The 18,931-nt window shown below is 54.7% G+C and carries 19 protein-coding genes; 12 read left to right on the top strand and 7 right to left on the bottom strand.

Annotated features, from left to right (window positions below; all coding sequences use genetic code 11):
* Window positions 1–102: 102 nt before the first annotated feature.
* Together nrdR and DC28_RS07365 are read right to left on the bottom strand one after the other, a co-directional pair.
* The gene (gene nrdR / locus DC28_RS07370) at window positions 103–558 is read right to left on the bottom strand and encodes a transcriptional regulator NrdR (RefSeq protein WP_037547362.1); all 456 of its coding nucleotides are present in this window, start codon (window positions 556–558) and stop codon (window positions 103–105) included.
* A gap of 132 nt (window positions 559–690) precedes the next feature.
* Window positions 691–2,160, bottom strand: coding sequence for a ketol-acid reductoisomerase (locus tag DC28_RS07365; protein ID WP_037547361.1), 1,470 nt, complete (start codon window positions 2,158–2,160; stop codon window positions 691–693).
* A 97-nt stretch (window positions 2,161–2,257) separates the two neighbouring features.
* Between DC28_RS07365 and ilvY the strand changes: the two genes are divergently transcribed.
* Window positions 2,258–3,184: an HTH-type transcriptional activator IlvY gene (gene ilvY / locus DC28_RS07360; RefSeq protein ID WP_037547360.1), complete on the top strand. Its 927-nt coding sequence runs from the start codon at window positions 2,258–2,260 to the stop codon at window positions 3,182–3,184.
* On the opposite strand, the gene DC28_RS07355 is transcribed toward ilvY, so the two are convergent.
* The 3 genes from DC28_RS07355 to DC28_RS07345 are packed head-to-tail and all read right to left on the bottom strand — an operon-like array spanning window position 3,159 to window position 5,315.
* Entirely contained in the window at window positions 3,159–3,923 is a 765-nt protein-coding gene (locus tag DC28_RS07355; protein ID WP_037547359.1) for a hypothetical protein, read from the bottom strand. The two genes, ilvY and DC28_RS07355, sit on opposite strands and share 26 nt — an antisense overlap.
* Window positions 3,924–3,927: 4 nt before the next feature.
* On the bottom strand, window positions 3,928–4,665 hold the full coding sequence (locus DC28_RS07350; protein WP_037547358.1) for an energy-coupling factor ABC transporter ATP-binding protein: 738 nt from the start codon (window positions 4,663–4,665) through the stop codon (window positions 3,928–3,930).
* Between the two features lie 2 nt (window positions 4,666–4,667).
* Window positions 4,668–5,315 (bottom strand): biotin transporter BioY, encoded by a 648-nt coding sequence (locus DC28_RS07345; protein WP_037547357.1) that lies wholly within the window; start codon window positions 5,313–5,315, stop codon window positions 4,668–4,670.
* Window positions 5,316–5,423: 108 nt separating this feature from the next.
* Between DC28_RS07345 and DC28_RS15445 the strand changes: the two genes are divergently transcribed.
* On the top strand, window positions 5,424–6,854 hold the full coding sequence (locus DC28_RS15445; RefSeq protein WP_052078596.1) for a D-alanyl-D-alanine carboxypeptidase family protein: 1,431 nt from the start codon (window positions 5,424–5,426) through the stop codon (window positions 6,852–6,854).
* A 29-nt stretch (window positions 6,855–6,883) separates the two neighbouring features.
* On the opposite strand, the gene DC28_RS07335 is transcribed toward DC28_RS15445, so the two are convergent.
* Together DC28_RS07335 and DC28_RS07330 are read right to left on the bottom strand one after the other, a co-directional pair.
* On the bottom strand, window positions 6,884–7,288 hold the full coding sequence (locus DC28_RS07335) for a Rid family detoxifying hydrolase (RefSeq protein WP_037547356.1): 405 nt from the start codon (window positions 7,286–7,288) through the stop codon (window positions 6,884–6,886).
* Between the two features lies 1 nt (window position 7,289).
* Window positions 7,290–8,273 (bottom strand): dihydroorotate dehydrogenase-like protein, encoded by a 984-nt coding sequence (locus tag DC28_RS07330; RefSeq protein ID WP_037547355.1) that lies wholly within the window; start codon window positions 8,271–8,273, stop codon window positions 7,290–7,292.
* A 138-nt stretch (window positions 8,274–8,411) separates the two neighbouring features.
* On the opposite strand from DC28_RS07330, the gene DC28_RS07325 reads away from it, so the two are divergent.
* The 10 genes from DC28_RS07325 to DC28_RS07280 form a co-directional block, all read left to right on the top strand.
* The gene (locus DC28_RS07325; protein ID WP_037547354.1) at window positions 8,412–9,680 is read left to right on the top strand and encodes an NAD(P)/FAD-dependent oxidoreductase; all 1,269 of its coding nucleotides are present in this window, start codon (window positions 8,412–8,414) and stop codon (window positions 9,678–9,680) included.
* Window positions 9,681–9,739: 59 nt separating this feature from the next.
* A complete protein-coding gene (locus DC28_RS07320) occupies window positions 9,740–10,345 on the top strand; it encodes a superoxide dismutase (RefSeq protein ID WP_037547353.1) in 606 nt (201 codons plus the stop codon).
* 101 nt (window positions 10,346–10,446) lie between these two features.
* Entirely contained in the window at window positions 10,447–11,700 is a 1,254-nt protein-coding gene (locus DC28_RS07315) for an aminotransferase class V-fold PLP-dependent enzyme (protein WP_037547352.1), read from the top strand.
* 16 nt (window positions 11,701–11,716) lie between these two features.
* Complete coding sequence (locus DC28_RS07310; protein ID WP_156104618.1) at window positions 11,717–12,241, top strand: iron-sulfur cluster assembly scaffold protein; 525 nt, start codon at window positions 11,717–11,719, stop codon at window positions 12,239–12,241.
* A 67-nt stretch (window positions 12,242–12,308) separates the two neighbouring features.
* Window positions 12,309–13,055, top strand: coding sequence for a 2,3-diphosphoglycerate-dependent phosphoglycerate mutase (gene gpmA / locus DC28_RS07305; protein WP_037547350.1), 747 nt, complete (start codon window positions 12,309–12,311; stop codon window positions 13,053–13,055).
* A 362-nt stretch (window positions 13,056–13,417) separates the two neighbouring features.
* Complete coding sequence (locus DC28_RS07300) at window positions 13,418–14,227, top strand: response regulator (protein WP_037547349.1); 810 nt, start codon at window positions 13,418–13,420, stop codon at window positions 14,225–14,227.
* Between the two features lie 365 nt (window positions 14,228–14,592).
* Entirely contained in the window at window positions 14,593–15,687 is a 1,095-nt protein-coding gene (locus DC28_RS07295) for a M15 family metallopeptidase (RefSeq protein WP_162180209.1), read from the top strand.
* A 90-nt stretch (window positions 15,688–15,777) separates the two neighbouring features.
* Window positions 15,778–16,407 (top strand): MarC family protein, encoded by a 630-nt coding sequence (locus tag DC28_RS07290; RefSeq protein ID WP_037547347.1) that lies wholly within the window; start codon window positions 15,778–15,780, stop codon window positions 16,405–16,407.
* A 306-nt stretch (window positions 16,408–16,713) separates the two neighbouring features.
* On the top strand, window positions 16,714–17,124 hold the full coding sequence (locus DC28_RS07285; RefSeq protein WP_162180208.1) for a MarR family winged helix-turn-helix transcriptional regulator: 411 nt from the start codon (window positions 16,714–16,716) through the stop codon (window positions 17,122–17,124).
* A partial coding sequence (locus DC28_RS07280; RefSeq protein ID WP_052078595.1) for an ABC transporter ATP-binding protein occupies window positions 17,121–18,931 on the top strand: 1,811 nt, incomplete at its 3' end. The genes DC28_RS07285 and DC28_RS07280, both read left to right, overlap by 4 nt.

Below are 18,931 nucleotides of genomic sequence, written 5' to 3'. Positions count from 1 at the left end.
GACTTCGGGACCTACGTGCCGAAGTACATTTCGGCGTGATGAGGCGGGTGTGTGGGAGGGGGTGCTGGGAGCCTAAAAAAGTTACAGGCTTTTGCGCACTGTCTATTCCTTGAGCTGGCTGATTTCTTGGATGAATCCTTCAATATTTTCAAAATTACGGTAAACCGATGCGAAACGGATGTAGGCTACACTGTCTAATTTTGCAAGGGTTTCCAGGACCATATCACCAATCTCTGCCGTGGGGATTTCATGGCTGGCTTTCGCCACAATTATAGCCCTGTCTTCAATATCATTGACGATGGATTCAATCTGGAGCTGACTAAAATTTCGTTTTTCTACCGCCCTGCGTAGACCTCGTTCTAGTTTTTCACGGCTGAAGGGTTCTCTACGTCCTGCGGACTTAATAACCATGAGCTGCTTTTCTTCAATTCGTTCATAACTGGTAAACCGGTATCCGCAACTGAGGCATTCCCGGCGGCGACGTATACTCGTTCCATCGTTGAGGCTACGGGATTCAATAACCTTGTCGTCCTGACTATTGCAATGGGGACATTTCATACCGGTATAGTACAGTGATTGGGGAGCATTAGCAACATGGAAGGAAAGAAGCCGCCAGGATGCCCTGGCGGCTTCGGGATGAAAGGGTTTACTTATCCGTGAGAAGGGAAGGGATAAGCTGGGAAACGGCTATTAATGTACTGAGATATCCACGCTGGGACGGAGTTCCGCTAATACTGAAATTGGCTGGTGAACCGGATGATTCTTGAATGCATCAATCAGGGCGGCGTCTACCTGACTCTGGGAATCCACCTCAGGGTAGGCAAGTTGACAGAGGTTGTAATCGAACCGGGGGGCCCACTTCCGTGATCCTAACCGAGCAGTAGTGGAGCAGTTGTCCACCATGTAGGCTACTCCCTTGTAATGCATGTAGGGGTTAAGACTGTCGACAGCCTCGATAACCGACTCGTTTACGATTTCGGAGTAGCTATGGCCATGCTCACGGAGCACATCAATCTGGGCCATCATGGTTGCCACATAGATACCGGCGGTGAAGGGGTGAAGGGGGATTTCATCCTCTTTACGGTTAGCCCGCACTTCTTCGCCAACCTTCCACATTTCGGTGGAGTCGATGGTGTTGAAGGGATAGCGTTTTAGCCGGTCATTTCCCAGGGTTACCGATCTGATTTCATTTCCGCTGGATACTTCCTGGTAAATTTCCAGGAGGATTTCAAAGGCGGGATGGTAGGCTGCAGAGTATGCCTGTTCAAAAACCTTTTTATCGTCTCCGGAAAACCTATTGTAGAGGGCAAGAATTCCCTCTTTGGAGATTGTCTTGCTGATCGGCCCGGTGATGCATTCAGCAGTAGCAGCGAAGGCTGCTTTGGGATCCTGGCCTGCTCTGGTATACCGGCGGTATAGACTCTCAGCGATACCGTGGACCGCCCCGAGCAGAATTCCTCGCTCACCGTAGATATCCGAACGGTACTCCATTTCCAGGGTGGTCATGAAGCAAAAGGGAGCCCCCAGGGCTACAGCCCAGCCCAGAGCGTAGTCGGTAGCCTTACCGTTGATATCCTGATGAACGGCAAAGCTGGCGTTGATTCCAGCGCCGTTTACCTCTTTGCCCTGTTCATAGAGCCGGCGGACTGATGGGCCCATTCCCTTCGGGCAGGCAGCAATAACATTAATGTTTTTGGGAAATTCTTCCCCCACAGCCTGGAGATGACCAAGAAGGAAGCCGTGGGAAAGCCCCAGGGTAGCACCGTCTTTCATAGCGGCAAAGATCTGCTTATACAGCTGAACCTGGGCGCCATCGCTGATAAGAAGGATCAACAGGTCTGATTCGGATACAATCTGCATCATTTCGCCCAGGGTTCCGCTTTTTTCAGTGAATCCCGCAGCCTCGGCCTTGCTCCAGGATGCTGACCCGGAGCGTAATCCGATCTTCACGGTGATTCCCGTGTTTTCCAGACTGTCCCGGAGGTTTTGAGCCTGGGCCGGTCCCTGACTCCCCCAACCGATAACGCCGATGGTTTTTATTCCTTCGAAGGCTGCCGGGAGTTTTGAAAAGAGATGTCGTCCTCCACGGACGATGTACTCTGTGGTTCCCGCCAGGGATATTTTTTCTTTTTCAAATACGTTGGTGGTAAAATCTAACATTTCTTACCCTCCTGTCTAGTGGTTGGAGTGAGTATAGGGTAATTTTCTTATTGCGTAAAACGAAAAAAAATCAATATAATATTGCAGGAAAATCACAATGGATATACATGAATTGCAGTGTTTTTTGATCCTCGCGGAGACCCTGAACTTTTCCCGGGCCGCCGGCATCAGTAACATCACCCCGTCGGCCCTAAGCAGGATTATCAAGCGCCTGGAAGAAAGTCTGGGAACGGAACTCTTTGTCCGCAGTAAACGGAGCGTCCGGATCACTGAATCCGGAAGGCGGTTTATTGATGTGGCTCACGGTATTGTCCAGCAGGTAGAAGAGGTGCGGGCGGAGTTTGGCCGTATCGGCACGGAGTTGCATGGGGATTTGAAGATTTTTGCCACGGTAACCGCCTGCCACGCCCTGCTGCCCAAGCTTCTGGGGCCCTTCCGGGAACAGAACCCTGGGGTGGAGGTTATCGTTCACACCGGGGATGCAGCCATGGGCATTGATGCGGTTCTCCAGGGACAGGCCGACGTATCCATCGTACTCCAACCGGAAACACCGGTTAAACGGGTGCGGTTTCATCCACTGAGCCACACCCCCCTGGGATTTATCGCCCCCCGCCTCGAGGAGAAGCTTCCTCCGGGCATCCAGGAGCTGCTAGGGCTTCACAGTAATGCATGGGATTACCGTGAATTTCCCTGGGATTCTATTCCAATGATCCTTCCGGAGAAGGGGCTTGTACGCGAGATTATTGATCGGTATTTCTCCCAGAGGGGTATTCAACCCCGGATTGTAAGCCAGGTTAGCGGCAATGAGGCTATAGTTGCGTTGGTGAATCTTGGCCTTGGCATCGGCCTGGTTCCCAGTATGGTGGTGCAGAACAGCCCCTTGGCCCATTCTATACGGTTTTTACCGGCTCTCACGGAGATTCCTCCCCTGCCGATCAGTATGGCGGTGTTAGAAACCCGGCAGAAGCATCCTGTGGTACGGGCGTTTTTAGATCAGGTTACCCAACCACCAGGGCAACAATAAGAAAGATGAGCCAGCCGGTCAATACCAGGGCATCTTTACCACAAAACCCGTGGTTCTGCTCGGTGGAAGTCGGACTTTGGAAGAAGTTGAGGGAGGGCGGATCGTCGGGGTGGAAGCCCCGTGCCCTCACAGCCAGTTCGGTATGTTCCACAAAGAGCTGAACCTGTACCAAGGCTTGGATGGCCAGAGCGAGGGTGTAGGATAAGGGGTGCCGGAGGGGATTAATCCCCCGCATCCGTATGGCAGCCCGGCTTGTTTCTAGGGCGTCCAGAAGTCCGGGAATAGCAGCGATCATGATGCTGACAGCCAGGGAGGTATGTATTGCCGTTTTTACAGAAACGGGCCTGATGTACCATAGTAGGGTATCTCGTATTGCCCGGGCGGAGACCACTGACATGAACAGATTTGCCAGGGCAATGCTGACTAACAACCGGAGGGCTGTAGTGGTACCCTGAATCAGGAGGACCCATGACTGCTGGGTAAGGCTGGCAAATAGGCTGGAGATAAGGGTGAAGAGGATCAGAACCCAAAACACCCCCAGTTCACGGAAAAATGCTTTCATGGAGAGGCGTGAGCCCAGGTATGCCCCGAGAATGAGGAGAAGGGAGGCAAGAAGCCAGCCTAGGTCCTGGAGGTATAACAGAATGTTGCTGACAATATAGAGGGGAAGCAGCAGACGGGGGTCGCTGCGGTACAAGGTACCCCTGCCGGGCTTAACATGCATGAGGGTAGGATTCATATAATCACCCGGGAAGCCAGGACATTTCCGGAAGCTTCAGCGGCGGTCGGCGTACGCCATGATCCTCCAAATAGGGGAGGATTCGTTCCGGGAGTCCATCGGCGATAATCCGGCCCTGCTTTTGGATAACCAGCCGGTCTGCATGAGCCAGGATGGCATCAAGACTGTGGGTCACGACGATGATGCCCTTTCCCTGCTCCCGAAGGGAGAGCAGCAGGGAGAGAACCTGGGTTGCCCCGGAATAGTCCAGTCCCACAAAGGGCTCATCTAGCAAGAGAAACTCCGGCCCCATGGCGATAACCGATGCAAGGGCCAGACGGCGCATCTCCCCTCCGGAGAGGGAATGGGGGTTCTGCGTTCTATGGGTTACCAAACCCGACCAGTTCAGGCATTCCTCGAGGCGGGATTCAACTTCCTGACGGGACAGACCGAGACGGGATAACCCGAAGAGGATATCCTCCTCCACGGTTTGCCCGAGAATCTGCCGCTCTGAGAGCTGAAAAACCATACCAACCCGGGACCCCAGGCGATTGTTCCCGCCGGGAAACGCCCTCCCGTCCATGGTAATCTCTCCCCGAACGGGCCTTATAAGCCCGGCAAGGAGTTGAAGGAATAGAGTCTTGCCCGAACCGTTAGGTCCGGTCAGTACGGTAAGCTCCGGAGTGGAGAACCGTACTGAGATGTCCTCCAGGACGGTTTTCCCGCCAATGGAGTAGGATAGGTCCGTGGCTTGAAGCACCATGGTTATTCCCCGGCTGAAGGGGTACCCAGGGGCCTGGCGGTGAAGATGGTCAGGGCAAAGGGGGTGAGCAGCGTCACCACAAGAATCTTTACCACATCTCCTACCAGAAAGGGGGTGAGTCCCGCAGCGAGGGCGGCGGGCCAATCCATGGCGAGCTGAATCTTAAGCCAGATAACACCGGGAAGGTAGACGGTAACCGTTCCAGCCAGGGCAGCCACGGAGGCCGCGAACCATTGGAATCCCCTTGAAACAGAACCAGCCTGGGGATGTTTGGGCGAGCCGGGTTCAGTCTCCGAGGAAGACTGAGAAGGGCGCCGCAGCATCAGCGAGAATACTATTCCGGTGATCCAGGCGGAGAGGAGGAACCCGAAGAGGTACCCCCCGGTCGGCCCCAGCAGCCGTGCTAAGCCTCCCGAACCCCCGGCGAAAACCGGGAGACCGATGGCACCCAGAAGCAGGTACAGCGCCATGGTCAGGGCGGCCTTCCACGGGCCGAGGAGGATTCCAGTCAGCAGAACAAAGAGGCTCTGGAGGGAGACCGGTACCGGCGACAGGGGCAACGGTATGGAAATGTACGATCCCACGGTGATGAGGGCTGCGAATATACCTATATACACAGTGTTCAAAACACTTGATTGATTATTAGCCATGGGTCTATTAGACAATTAAAGCATGTACATGTCAATGACGGGACGTGGCAGGATGGAAGGGTGATCCGCTGATTGCAGATTTACGGGTTTTGAAGTAGTCTCCCGGTCATGGTTAGGTTTATCAGGATTGTCCTTGGGGTTCTTATTGTTGTTCTCGGTGCGGTATCTCTGCTGCTTGTTCTTCCTCTTCCCGAGCTGCCGGTGATGGCGGAGGTCCTTCCTCGGGGCGATGATCCCGGAACGGTGGCAGGGGTGCCCCGGGGAAGGGGTGGTGATTCTGAAGAGGCTGATGTCCAGGCCTGGAGGGAGGTCCTGGCAGCCTGGGATGAAGGATCGGGCCCGGCCCCGTGGGCTTGGTCCCGGGACATGGGGTTGCCCGAGGTATCGGGGAGTTCCGCCCTGCTGATGGATGGTGAAACCGGGATAATTCTGGGCGTAAAAAATCCGGATATGCCCATCCCTCCGGCTTCCCTGACAAAGCTTATGACGATTCACCTAGCCCTGGAACAGGCACGGAAACGGGGAATCTCCTGGGATGATCCGGTGGAATACGGGCCCGAGGCCTGGGCGGAGAATGCGCCGCCCCGAAGTTCATTGATGTTTCTTGGTCCCCATCAGGATACGAGCCTCCGGGAAATCCTCCTGGGCCTGGCGGTGAGTTCGGGCAACGATGCTGCCGTGGGCATCGCACAGTTTACAGCCGGGTCGGTACCGGCCTTCGTCGCGCTCATGAACCGGGAGGCCCAGGCCCTGGGCCTCGATGACACCTATTTTGAGGAACCCTCGGGATACAGTGAGTTTAATCAGACCACCGCAAGGGATCTTGGCCGATTCGTGTATGTTTACCTCCGCCGTCATCCTGATGTGGTGGAAACCCTCCATGCTGTCAGAGAATTTACCTATCCAACCCGGGAGGACCTGCCGACCGGGGAGCACAGCCCCTATCTCGGCATTACCCAGTATAACCGGAACGGCCTACTCTTCGATTACCCTGGGGCGGACGGGTTGAAGACCGGGTATATCGATGAAAGCGGATACAATATTATTGCCACAGCTCAACGGGGGGACCGGCGGTTAGTTGCCATTGTACTCGGTGCCCCGGGTGCCAGTGCATCCCAGGGGTCAGCCAACAGGGAGCAGGATGCAGCTGCACTGTTGGATTACGGGTTTTCCACGTTCCACTCCCATGACCTCGTACTTCCCCGGGTTAGGCCGCCGGAGGTTTGGTTCGGCGGGAGCGCCGCCGTAATCGGTCAAGAGCAGAGGGTTCGGTTGGTCCTTCCCGCCGGGCCGGGGGAGGTTTCGGTGGAGTCCCGGCTTCCGGGGGATTTGACTGCGCCGATACCCCGGGGATCCGTGGTGGGTGCCTGGCAGATGAGGGATGCCCAGGGTGAGTTGATGGGGGAGCTTCCCGTGGTAATCCGGAACGAAATCCCCTTTCAGGACGGGATTGCCGGCCTGGCGGACCGGGCCAGGCTTTTCTGGCGGTCCGCGGTCGGAAAGCCCCTTCCCCAGCGGTTTATACCCGCCTCTCAGTAGAATCTCGAGTTGCTGCTCTGGGTTCGGGGTTAGACGCCAGGTTTAAGGGCTATGACCTCAATCTCTACGTCTACCCCCTTGGGAAGGGCAGCTACCTGGATGGTGGATCTGGCCGGATATGGCTCGAACAGATCCCCGCCGTAGACCTGGTTGACCCGTTGAAACTCGGATAGGTCGGTCAGGAATATGGTGGTTTTAACAATATCCTGAAAGCCGAAGCCGGCAGAATCAAGCAGTCTGCCGATATTCGACATGATCTGCCGGCATTGCTCGGCAAGGTCGTGCCCGTACAACAGCACCTCCCCGGTTTCCGGATCCTGAGAGATCTGACCGGACAGAAAGAGGGTTTTCCCTCCCAGGACAAGCCCGGGACTGTAGGGCCCCAGGGCATTGGCGCCTAGGGCTGTTTTAAAGGGGGATGATTGCTGAGCCATCCTAGCTGTACCCCGTTAGGGCCTTGATGTACTGAAGGCGCTCGAAGACCTCGGGGGTCTGACTCTGCTCCTGGGATACCGAGGCCCGAAAGTCCAGGATGGATGCATAGCCCTTCGCCTTCATCCAAGCCTCAAGTCCCTCTACCATAGTTGCGATAACGGGGAATCCCTCCTTGTACACCACCGAGGCGACCTGAACAGCAGAGGCCCCGGCGAGGAGCATTTTAATGATCCCCTGGGAATCCGAGATCCCCGTGGTAGCACAAAGATCCATTCCACAGCGCCCTGACAGGATACTGATCCAGCGAAGTACGCTGGCATATTCCGAGGGGCTACTGTAGAGGATTCCAGCCTTGGCAGACTCGGTTTCCGTATCGATGTCAAACTGGTAGAACCGGTTAAAGAGTACCAGTCCCTTCGCCCCCCGCTCCCGGATGCGCCGGGCAAGGTTCGGCAGGGCAGTGAAGTAGGGGCCCAGCTTAACGGAGAAGGGAATAGAGAGGTTTCGGGCAATAACATCGATGGTATGGACGATGTAGTCTTCAATGTTTTGACTGGTCTCGTCCTCGTTCCTGGGCAGCAGGCCGATGTTCAGCTCAAGTCCGTCCGCCCCGGACTCATTTAGCTGTTTTGCGTATTCGGTCCACCACTTTTGTCCAACACAGTTGACACTGGCGAGGACGGGCATATCCGTCTGTGCCTTTGCCTGGCTGATAAGGGAGAGATAATCCCGGGGACCGAGCTGCATCCCCATCTGGCCGAGGTAGTCGGCTGCTTCCGGATGATTGTAGAGATCGGCTCCCTGGTTTTCGGAGTCAAGATCCGCGCTGATCTGTTCTTCGAACAGGCTCTTGAGAACCACCCCCCCGGCCCCGGCGTCGGCGGCCTTTTTGACCCCCTCCAGGGAACCGGTGAGTCCTGAGCTCGATATAATAACGGGATTTTTAAGCTGAATCCCGAGGTACGTGGTTTTTGTGTCTGGCATGCATTCCTCTTTGTTTTGATGAGATTGAAATCACATTATACCTGAGGAAAAATCACCAAGCAAGGATGATTGGAAGCCGGATGCCTTCCCAGGTTGGACTTTCTCGGGTGATTCTACTATCTTTAATCCGGGATATATATGATAAAAAAACTAATAATTGTTGGTTCAGGTATCGCTGGACTGACGGTTTTCGAAGAACTGGTAACCAACGGCTACGCGCATTCTCTAACCCTGATTTCCGGGGAAGACCGGTTGCCCTATAAGAGGACGAAGGTCTCTAAGCATCTGAGTTTGGGTTTCGGGAAGGATGATTTTGCAATCCTCAACCAGGATCTGGCTAGGAGACCGGGGGTTCAGATTATTGCCGGAAACCCGGTTCGCAGCATTAACCGGGAGGAACAGCGGGTGTCCCTGATGGACGGTCAGACCCTGGACTACGATCTATTGATTTTGGCTACGGGTGTTACCCCCCGGTCCATTGGTCCCGATGCGGGGTTTCCGGTGTACACCGCCCGCCAGGCCGAGGAATTGGCGGAGAAAATGGTACGGGCGAACACTGGCCTGGTTATCGGGGGCGGCATTCTCGGGATTGAGGTGGCGGAGCAGCTGGTCGTCAAGGGTATCGAAACCACTCTGCTTTCCCGGGATCCGGTAATTATGCGGAGGGAGCTGCATCCCCGGATGGCGGCGGTGCTCCAGGACCTGCTCACTCAGAACGGCGTAGGGTTTTCCCAGGGGCAGGTGGATTCTCTCACCCTCGATGGAGAGGGACGCTACTGGATACAGGGGGTAAATGCCCGGAGGCAGGAGATCCAGATCGGAGGCTTTGATCTTGCCGTTGAGGCGGTGGGGAGCGTACCCAATGTTGGCTTAGCCCGGGAGGCGGGGCTGGCGGTGAATAAGGGCATCGTGGTGGATTCCCTGTTGCGTACCCAGGATCAGCGAATATGGGCGGTGGGGGACTGTGCAGAAACGGTTGACGGGTACCGCTCCCATCTATGGCATGCTGCTGAGTCTCAGGGACGGTATGCCGCCCGGCGCATTTTAGACATACAGGCCCATGGGGGATCTTCGGAGGGTTCGGAGAACCAGCGGTTCATCCCTGGGCTGTTTAGAACCAAGTGTGAGGTTTTCGACAGCTACGTGTTCAGTATCGGCCTGGTGCACCGTGAGGATGGGACCCAGGGGATTTGGCATAATCTTACCGCCCGGGAGGTACGGGGGGGGAGACTCACCGATAGATTTTGGTATCTCGTGTTTGATTCCCAGGATCGGATTGTGGGTATCAATATGATCGGCCCGAAGGATGTCCGGGATAAGGAGCGATCCAAAGCCCTGCAGCAGGCGGTACGCCAGGGATTGAGCCGTCTCGAGATGGATGAGTTGCGGAAAGACCTTTCTTTCTAGGGGATAATTTATTACTATATTACTAAGAAATAAAAGCACATGGTAACAAGGAGGATGTTATGGCTTTTCAAACACCTGATTTACCCTATGCATACAATGCATTGGAACCCCACATCGATGAAGCAACGATGCGGGTACATCACGATAAACACCATACCGGCTACACCAGCAAGCTGAATGCTGCTGTTGACGGAACCGAGTATGCTTCCTGGTCCATTGAAGAACTCTTGACCAAGCTTTCCAGCCTGCCGAAGGATATTCAGACCGCGGTTCAAAATAACGGGGGCGGGCATTACAATCATGACCTGTTCTGGAAGGTGATGTCTCCCTCAGGCGGCGGTACTCCCTCGGGTGAGCTGGCCAAGGGGATTGAAGCAGCCTTCGGCAGTTTTGAATCCTTCAAGGATGCCTTTGCGAAGGCTGCGGCGACCCGCTTCGGTTCCGGCTGGGCCTGGCTGGTAGTTTCGAAATCCGGGCTGGAGGTCATTTCTACCCCCAACCAGGATTCACCCCTAAGCCAGGGGAAGGTGCCTGTTCTCGGACTGGACGTATGGGAGCATGCCTACTACCTGAAATATCAGAACCGGCGCCCGGAATACATTGACAACTGGTTTAATGTGGTCAATTGGGCCGAGGTGGCTGATCGGTATGCGAAGGCTCTCTAGGTTCCTGGGGTATTGAAATCCCGTAAACCGGCACCCTGATACCCCAGGGTGCCTTTTTTATATTCCCATGGGAGCCCTTGGGTTGGTATAGTGGGGGAGATATGACTGCTGAACAACTACAAACCATACGAGAAGATTTTCCCATCCTCGGGGAGACTATGCGGAATAAACCCTTCATCTACCTGGACAGCGGGGCAACCAGTCTGAAGCCCCGGAGTGTAATTCAGGCGATGGAGGATTACTATACAGGCTACGGCGTGAATATCCACCGGGGGGTATATGAGTTTAGCGAGCGGGCGACCCGGGAATATCACGAGGCGCGGGTGAAAACCGCCCGGTTCATCGGGGCATTGAGGGACGGCCAGCCCTACGGATCGGGACCGGGACACGTAATATTCACCAAAAGCACCACGGAAGGGGCAAACCTGATCGCCTATAGCTGGGGGCGAACCAACCTGACTGAGGGTGATGAGATTATTACAACGGAGATTGAACACCACAGTACCCTGGTTCCCTGGCATCCCGTGGTAGGGGAGACCGGTGCGAGGCTGCGGTTTGTACCCATGACCGGTACGGGGGAGTTTGATTTCACCGCCTTCCAGGGGATGGTCTCTTCTAAAACAAAGGCGGTGATCATCACTGCCATGTCCAACGTCACGGGGTATATGCCGCCCGTAGAGGATATTATTAAAACAGCGCATCAGGCTGGCGCGGTGGTTATTATTGATGGGGCCCAGTTTGTCAGTCACCATCCCGTAGATGTTCAGGCATGGGATGTTGATTTTCTCTATTTCTCCGCACATAAGATGCTCGGTCCTACGGGGCTCGGGGTATTGTACGCAAAAACTGAATTATTGGAGGCCATGCCGCCCTTTTTATACGGTGGAGATATGATTCTACAGGTGCATAAGGATTACTCCACCTATCATCCCCTGCCGGAGAAATTCGAAGCGGGCACACCCCATATCGCCGGGGTGTTGGGATTTTCTGTCGCCCTGGATTACCTTGAAGGGGTGGGCATGGAGCACATCCACCAGCATGAGTCGGAACTGATCGCCTACACCCTGGAGGTGAGTAAAACCCTTCCCTGGATTACTGTCTACGGACCCGAGGATCCGTCCCTTCGGGGAGGTATTTTCAGTTTTAACCTCGAGGGAATGCACAGCCACGATGTGGGGGCTCTGCTTGATGCCCAGGGAATTGCGGTTCGGACGGGGTTTCACTGCGCCCAACCCTTTATGGAGCAGATGGGAATTGCAGGTACGGTTCGGGCCAGTTACTACCTATACAATGAAAAGCAGGAGATAGATGCCCTCTTCGCCGGGTTGGAGAAGGCCAGGGCGTTGTTCCTGTAGTTTGAGGGAGATGGATATGGATATGGATTCCAGGGGAACGCTAATCATGGATACCTACCGCAATCCCCGGTACCGGTATGCCCAGGAAGATTCAGATCTTATTCTGGAAGAGGTAAACCGATCCTGCGGGGACCGGGTTCAGCTGTATGTCCGCTTTCGTCGGGATACGGCGGTTCCAGGGAAGGGGGAGCCCGGGCAGGGGGATTCGAGTATCCCTACCCGGGCTGGTTCCGAGGCGGATGCTCCGGTTTCAGGGACGGAGCGAGAACGGGTGATCGGGGAGATATCCTTCCAGGGGGAGGGGTGTTCGGTTTGTCTTTCCAGTGCAGAGCTGCTCTGCCGATTTGCCCGGGGCCGGGGGCTGGGAGAAATCCAACGGAGCGCCCGGGCATTCGAATCCTTCCTAACCGTAGAAACCGAGGGGGGACAGGCAGGAGAGCCGGGGATTCCCGAGGAGCTTTCGGTGTTCCGCGATTTACAGCGGTTCCCCATGCGGCAGAAATGCGCCCTCATGGCTTGGCGGATGATGGCAACCTTGTAGTTATGGTGCAAATTATATAGAATTAGACCCAAATACTAAGGATTGAAATACAATAAGGAGATTTGGCATGTATAAACTCGTATTGATTCGTCACGGTGAGAGCCTGTGGAACAAGGAGAACCGTTTCACCGGTTGGACCGATGTCGACCTTTCAGAGAAGGGTGTCGAAGAGGCTAGGAACGCCGGGGCCCTACTCAAGGCAGATGGTTATACCTTCGATGTTGCATATAATTCTGTTCTCAAGAGGGCCATTAAGACCCTTAATATCGTTCTGGAAGAGATGGATCTATTATGGATTCCCGTGATCAAAAACTGGCGCCTGAACGAACGGCATTACGGAGCCCTCCAGGGCTTGAACAAGGCCGAGACGGCAGAAAAGCATGGCGAGGAGCAGGTGACTATCTGGCGCAGAAGCTACGATGTCCCGCCTCCCGCATTGACCGCCGATGATGAGCGTTATCCGGGTAACGATCCCCGGTACGCAGATCTTTCCTCCGAGGAACTCCCCCTGACGGAATGCCTGAAGGATACCGTGGATCGGTTTCTGCCCCTCTGGCACGATGAGATTGCTCCCACTATTAAGAGCGGGAAGAAGGTCGTAATCGCTGCCCACGGGAACAGTCTCCGGGCGCTGGTCAAGTACCTGGATAATATGACCGAGGAGGCAATCCTGAAGCTAAACATCCCCACAGGAACACCTCTGGTGTATGAGCTGGATGAGAATCTGAAACCCATTAAACACTACTACCTGGGCGATCAGGCTGCCATCGATGCCGCCATGAACGCTGTAGCAAACCAGGGTAAGAAGGGGTAGTTCCCCCCGCTTTCCGGGGACATGATCAGGCCAGGGGTTGGAATCCCCCGGGCCATGACTGGAGCGGGGGGCTGTAAAATCCCCATTGCTCGTCCCGGGATGGATTACCATTTCTTATAACCGAAGCCGCTTGTAACGGAATGTTGCAAGCGGCTTCGGTGTATGAGCTCCCCGGATAATCGATACTTTTATAGTGCACAAAAGGTTGTAACTCTGCCCCTCGACGGCACTATTCCTGGGGTCGAACCCGGGGTGGCACCGCTAAATCTGGTGTAGTTTACAGGCTTTTGCGCACTATAATTCTTTTAGACACAACCCGATAACATATGGACGGCGGGGAAAAACCTTGCTATGCTGAAACCGTGAAGATTCTACAAATCGAACCTAGTCAGCTGTTTCAGAAGATAATTAGGGAAATCTTCGTCGAACGGGGCCAGGAGGTGATCCAGGTTTCTACCGTCGAGGAGGCTGCAGCCGCCTTGGATGATTCGGTGCTCATGATTCTGATGAGTATGGAATTAGGCAGGACTCCTGAGGGAAAACCTGCCGCCGAGAGTTTTTTGAAGTCCCTGGGCTCCAACCAGAAGAAAAGCATCCCGGTTATTGTAATCACCTCCAGTGAGTCCCTGGAGATTCGGCAGCGCTACTTCGATCTGGGGGTAACCGATTTTGTCCTTAAAAAGGACCTAAACTACGATAGTTTTAATAGGTATCTGGAGCGATTCAGTCGGGAAGACCCGCTGAAGGAGCGGCTGCGGAGTGTGAACATCGGGGTTCTCGAAGACAACCGTATGGAGATGAATATTATCCGAAATATTTTCCTCCTGAACGGGATTCACCATGCGGAGTTTTTTACCCATCCCCGAGACCTCATCGAATCGGAGAAAACCTTCGATATTCTCATCTGCGATGTCATTCTTCCGGACATGAAGGGTGAGGATGTGGTGAGAATCATGCGCCAGAAATATCCCCGTTCGGCAATTCTGGTGATTTCCGCCCTGAACAAGTATAAGGCTATTGCCCCTGTATTGGATGCTGGCGCCCAGGACTATATCGCAAAACCATTTCTACCCGACGTTTTCATGCTCAGGCTGCGGAGTGCAGTGAAGGATCTGGCGGTGCTAGAGCTGCTGGAAGAGCACGGGATCGATACCCGGGGACTGTTATACTAGTATCCTACAATTAATATACCCTGGCGGTGGAAACACCGCCGGCTGCCCGCCGCTAATTCCCACACTCAGGCACCTGACTGGCGTGCCTGACGCCCCGATTTCCAAAATCAAGCAGCGATGGTAGAAACGGGCGGGTATTCACCAAGGCCGGTGCAAGCCTTCCGTAGTGCGCAAAAGGTTGTAAACGACACCAGATATAGCGGAGCAACCTATAAGTCCACCCATGGGTGGTATCGCCGGGGTGCGATGGTACAACCTTTTGCGCACTGTACAAGCCTTGGGTGTTGCCTTGGCACTGCGGATACTTGCCGCCATGGCATTCTATCCCTATGCCCGGGGGTGATTTTTATATATCTTTGTACACCATGATTAATCCGTGGGAATTATTCTTAAAATACAGGCTTATCATCGGGGTGGGCTTCGGGATTGTTCTTGCCGTCCTGGTATTCAGCGCGGGCAGTACCCGGTGGTACGGTCCCGGAGGTTCTTCTGATACCGATGAATTTTCGGCCCCAGAGCCTGGCCGCGGTAATTCCGGCAGCTCGGAGTCCAATGACCATGTTGTCTCGGAAAATGGGGGTGTAGGCCCGGAGGAGATGAGCATTCCGCCTGCGGACAGGTTACCGGGATTCAATCAGATTCGGATACTCCAAGAATCCTACCCTGAACGCATCACCGCCCGGGGTGTTATTGATGAGCAGTGGGCCCTAAAAATGGACGGTACCTGGTATCTCTGGGCCGAGGGAAGATTATTGCCCCAGGGCCAGCATAAGAATTGGCAGGAATTCCTCGAGATTCGGTTCTATAGCTACAGCCTGGACCCCTTCAGGGTCCCGGAATACAGTCCAGAACAGACCCGTCGGATGATGAACTGGGGCGGCCAGGGAGGTGTGGATACCAGAATCCGCTTCAATGGTTTTTTAGACTCCCTGTATGAGGTGGATTCTGAGGACTCCGCAGACCGGTTGATGGTACGCATTGAACTGATGGGAAAGCCGACCCGGGTTCATCCCCTGCTCCAGGAACCCCTTCAGCGGGTCCAGGAGCGGTTGGAGGCCCTTGCCAGGGAGGACCAGGAGGTGGGTACCTTTTTAGATTCCATCCATCAGATCCACGGTTATAACTGGCGGAATATCGCCGGCACCCTCCGACGGAGCTATCACAGCTACGGAGTGGCAATTGATCTCGTGCCCTACAGCTACGGCGGTCGTTTCCCGTACTGGCGGTGGGCCCTGGACGCAGGCATTGAGGAGTGGTGGACCCTGGATGAGAGCCGGCGGTGGCAGATTCCTCCCCAGATTGTCAGGATCTTTGAGGACGAGGGCTTTGTCTGGGGTGGGAAATGGACGGCCTTCGATAGTATGCATTTTGAGTTCCGGCCTGAGGTGATTCAAATGGCCGGACCGGCCCGGGACATTGGCACCGAGCAGCCGGAGAACGAGCCGGTGCAGCAGCCCTAGTGCTCCCCGGGGATGGTCTCAGGATATTCTTCTGTGGGGTAGCGATCCATGAAGCTTTACCCCGAACTGGTGGATATGGTAGGTTGACCCATGGTTTCATTTTTCGTTGAGCTATACCTGAAGTTCTTCTTTTTACTTACTCCCTTCTTTGTGATGTCCACCTTTATGTCCATGACCACGGGTATGGAGGTGAGGGAGCGGCGGTTTCTTGCCTTCCGGGTAACCCTCGCCGTTTTGATCACCAGTATCGTGATTGCCCTCATTGGAAACTGGGTGTTTTCAGTCTTCGGCATTACCCTGGATGCCTTCCGAATAGGAACGGGATTCCTGCTCTTCTATAACGCCTTCGATCTGGTTCACGGGGGAAAGGCGCAAAATAAACGGACCGGTCCGGCACCCCCGGGTTTAGATGACGAGGATATTGCCGTCGTTCCCTTGGCAATACCGGTAACCGTGGGCCCCGGAACCACCGGTGCATTGCTGGTTTTGGGTAGTGAGTTAACCAGTGCAAACCGGGTCATCGCCGGTTTAACCGCCATCGGGTTTGCCATTCTCACGGTCGGAGCCCTGCTGGTAGCAAGTTCCTATTTGGAGAAGCTGATCAAGAAACAGGGCTTTGTAATCATGAGTAAGATCACCGGCCTAATTCTCTCAGCACTGGCAGCCCAGCTTATCCTGACGGGCATAATGAATTTCGTACGGCTCTTTCAGGGCGCCTGAGAAGAGGGGCTGGCCGGGCAGGCGTGGCAGCCAGTTGAGCCGGGAGTTGTACCCTAGTACCTAGTACTACTGCGCAAAGGTTGTTGCAGTTCACCTAGGACACCCATCTCAGGGTAGGATGCCCCATGGTCCCCCTCCTTCCGGCGTGCATCACCATCTTTTCACCCTGAGAATTGTCTTGACAGGTGTGTAAGTCATCCTTATATTTAAGCAAACTTAACTATAAGGATGGCTTACGGAATGTGCCCCCACCAAGACGAATCAAGCCCATTTTTTCACGCAATGGCCCATTGGATGCATGGCGTTATGAGTTATAGCATGGGCAGCTTTGTGCAGTTCGCCAAAGCCAACAACCTCTCATTATCCCAGATAGGAACCCTGTTCCATATTCAGAAGGCTGGTATATGCGGGGTACATCAGATCAGCCATGAGCTCGGGGTTAGTAATCCCGCAGCAAGCCAGATGCTAGATCGTTTGGTTGAACAGGGACTGATAAACCGGAAAGAAGATCCCCAAGACCGACGCGCAAAACAACTGGAATTAACAGAGGCCGGGCAGGATTTGATTCGGCGAGTGGTCCGGGTGCGCCAAGACTGGATAAGCCGAATCGAGGATCAGCTTTCCGATCATCAGAAGGATAAGATTGTATCCGCTGTTACCCTGCTCAGCCGAACCCTGGGAAGTCTTGCGGATCAGGCGGATAGGAGGGGGTTATGAAGCGCCTTTTGTCATACATCAAGCCATATGTATGGGTATTTATCGCTGCTGTAGGCCTACTGGTAGTCCAGGCGAACGCTGATTTAGCCCTGCCGGAATACATGTCTCGAATTGTGAATGTAGGTATTCAGCAGGGGGGATTTGAGGATCCTGTGCCTGAGTACTTGAGCGAGTCGACTATGTCTGGATTGCTGGGGATTTTGGAAGAGTCCCAGGCCCAGCTGCTCCGCCAGGCGTACCGGGCCGTCCCGACCGATGTGGATGTTGATCATTTTCCAGATTCCCGGAACCAAGAGATGTACAGGCTGCAGGAGCTGACGGCTGAAGACCGAACCGCTCTGGAGGATATACTCATTCCCGGCATAGTGGGACTGGCCGCCAGGCAGTACCCGGAGATGGCAGCTGCTGCTGCGGGCCAGCCCAGGGAGATGCTAACCCAGGCGGCAATTCAGGTAATCAGGGGGGATTACCGGGCCATGGGTGCAGACCTGGAGGCTATAAGGACGGATTTCATAGTAAGAACCGGGGGAATCATGCTGGCGTTCACCCTGATCTCCGCCCTGAGCGCGGTGGCGGTAGGGTTTTTAGCTGCCAGGGGAGCAGCGGGCTACGCCCGGGATCTCCGCCAAGGGCTGTTCTCCCGGGTGGAGGATTTTTCTTTGGCGGAATTTGATTCATTCTCCCCGGCGAGTCTCCTAACCCGGACTACCAACGATGTAATGCAGATTCAGATGGTGATCATCATGATGATGCGGATGGTGATTTATGCGCCGATTCTTGGAATCGGGGGGATCATTCGCGCCTTAGAGACCAGCACATCCATGTGGTGGATAATTGCCCTCGGTGTTGGACTGCTTCTCGTGCTGGTGGTGGTGGTGTACCTCCTGGCTATGCCGCGGTTCACAGCCATACAGAACCTTACCGACAAGCTCAATTTGGTAAGTCGGGAGGGGCTCACGGGTATGATGGTTATTCGGGCGTTCAACCGCCAAGACCACGAGAACCGTCGGTTCGATGAGGCAAATACCAATCTGACGGATACCATGCTCTTCGTAAACCGAGTGATGGTTTTTATGATGCCGGTGATGATGCTGATTATGAACGGATTATCAGTGCTTATTATATGGGTGGGGAGTCATGAAATAGCGGGGGCCGCCATGCAGGTGGGGGATATGATGGCGTTCCTCCAGTATTCCATGCAGATAGTCATGTCTTTTTTGATGATCTCCATGATGTTTGTCATGATACCCCGGGCTGCGGTCTCTGCCCGACGGGTCGCTGAGGTACTTAATACGCCCCCGGGGATTGTCGATCCGCCTGAAAACGAACAGCAGGGATTGCCGGCAGGGGCACCCCCAGGAATCGAATTTCAGGGGGTGTGCTTCAGGTATGGCCATGCTCCTGAGGATGTACTCCATGATATCAGTTTTAGGATTGAACCCGGACAGACCGTGGGGATTATTGGTGCTACCGGCTCCGGGAAAAGCACCTTGGTGAATCTAATACCCCGGTTTTACGATGTGACTCAGGGCAGCATCTTCGTGGCAGGCAAGGATGTACGGAGGGTATCCCAGGCTGATTTACGGCGCATGATCGGGTACGTACCCCAACGCGCCCATCTATTCAGCGGAAGTATCGAAGAGAATTTGCGGTATGGCACCGATAGCCCTTCGGAGGCTCATCATCGAGAACCGGCATCACCGGATTCCGGTATGCAGGCTGAAGCAGAATCTTCATGGGAGTCCGGGGGCTCCGGGAAGTCCGGGAGCACCGGGAAGTCCGGGGGCTCCAGGAAGTCCGGGAGCAC

It is taken from the genome of Spirochaeta lutea (genome assembly GCF_000758165.1).
Lineage (GTDB): Bacteria > Spirochaetota > Spirochaetia > DSM-27196 > Salinispiraceae > Spirochaeta_D > Spirochaeta_D lutea.
The sequence above is the reverse complement of the archived record's forward strand: the minus strand, read 5'-3'. Positions and strand labels throughout refer to the sequence as shown.

Bases quoted from the DNA above. Each gene is read 5' to 3' on its own strand.
- nrdR (WP_037547362.1), bottom strand. From the start codon at position 558: ATGAAATGTCCCCATTGCAATAGTCAGGACGACAAGGTTATTGAATCC.
- DC28_RS07365 (WP_037547361.1), bottom strand. From the start codon at position 2,160: ATGTTAGATTTTACCACCAACGTATTTGAAAAAGAAAAAATATCCCTG.
- ilvY (WP_037547360.1), top strand. From the start codon at position 2,258: ATGGATATACATGAATTGCAGTGTTTTTTGATCCTCGCGGAGACCCTG.
- DC28_RS07355 (WP_037547359.1), bottom strand. From the start codon at position 3,923: ATGAATCCTACCCTCATGCATGTTAAGCCCGGCAGGGGTACCTTGTAC.
- DC28_RS07350 (WP_037547358.1), bottom strand. From the start codon at position 4,665: ATGGTGCTTCAAGCCACGGACCTATCCTACTCCATTGGCGGGAAAACC.
- DC28_RS07345 (WP_037547357.1), bottom strand. From the start codon at position 5,315: ATGGCTAATAATCAATCAAGTGTTTTGAACACTGTGTATATAGGTATA.
- DC28_RS15445 (WP_052078596.1), top strand. From the start codon at position 5,424: ATGGTTAGGTTTATCAGGATTGTCCTTGGGGTTCTTATTGTTGTTCTC.
- DC28_RS07335 (WP_037547356.1), bottom strand. From the start codon at position 7,288: ATGGCTCAGCAATCATCCCCCTTTAAAACAGCCCTAGGCGCCAATGCC.
- DC28_RS07330 (WP_037547355.1), bottom strand. From the start codon at position 8,273: ATGCCAGACACAAAAACCACGTACCTCGGGATTCAGCTTAAAAATCCC.
- DC28_RS07325 (WP_037547354.1), top strand. From the start codon at position 8,412: ATGATAAAAAAACTAATAATTGTTGGTTCAGGTATCGCTGGACTGACG.
- DC28_RS07320 (WP_037547353.1), top strand. From the start codon at position 9,740: ATGGCTTTTCAAACACCTGATTTACCCTATGCATACAATGCATTGGAA.
- DC28_RS07315 (WP_037547352.1), top strand. From the start codon at position 10,447: ATGACTGCTGAACAACTACAAACCATACGAGAAGATTTTCCCATCCTC.
- DC28_RS07310 (WP_156104618.1), top strand. From the start codon at position 11,717: ATGGATATGGATTCCAGGGGAACGCTAATCATGGATACCTACCGCAAT.
- gpmA (WP_037547350.1), top strand. From the start codon at position 12,309: ATGTATAAACTCGTATTGATTCGTCACGGTGAGAGCCTGTGGAACAAG.
- DC28_RS07295 (WP_162180209.1), top strand. From the start codon at position 14,593: ATGATTAATCCGTGGGAATTATTCTTAAAATACAGGCTTATCATCGGG.
- DC28_RS07290 (WP_037547347.1), top strand. From the start codon at position 15,778: ATGGTTTCATTTTTCGTTGAGCTATACCTGAAGTTCTTCTTTTTACTT.
- DC28_RS07285 (WP_162180208.1), top strand. From the start codon at position 16,714: ATGAGTTATAGCATGGGCAGCTTTGTGCAGTTCGCCAAAGCCAACAAC.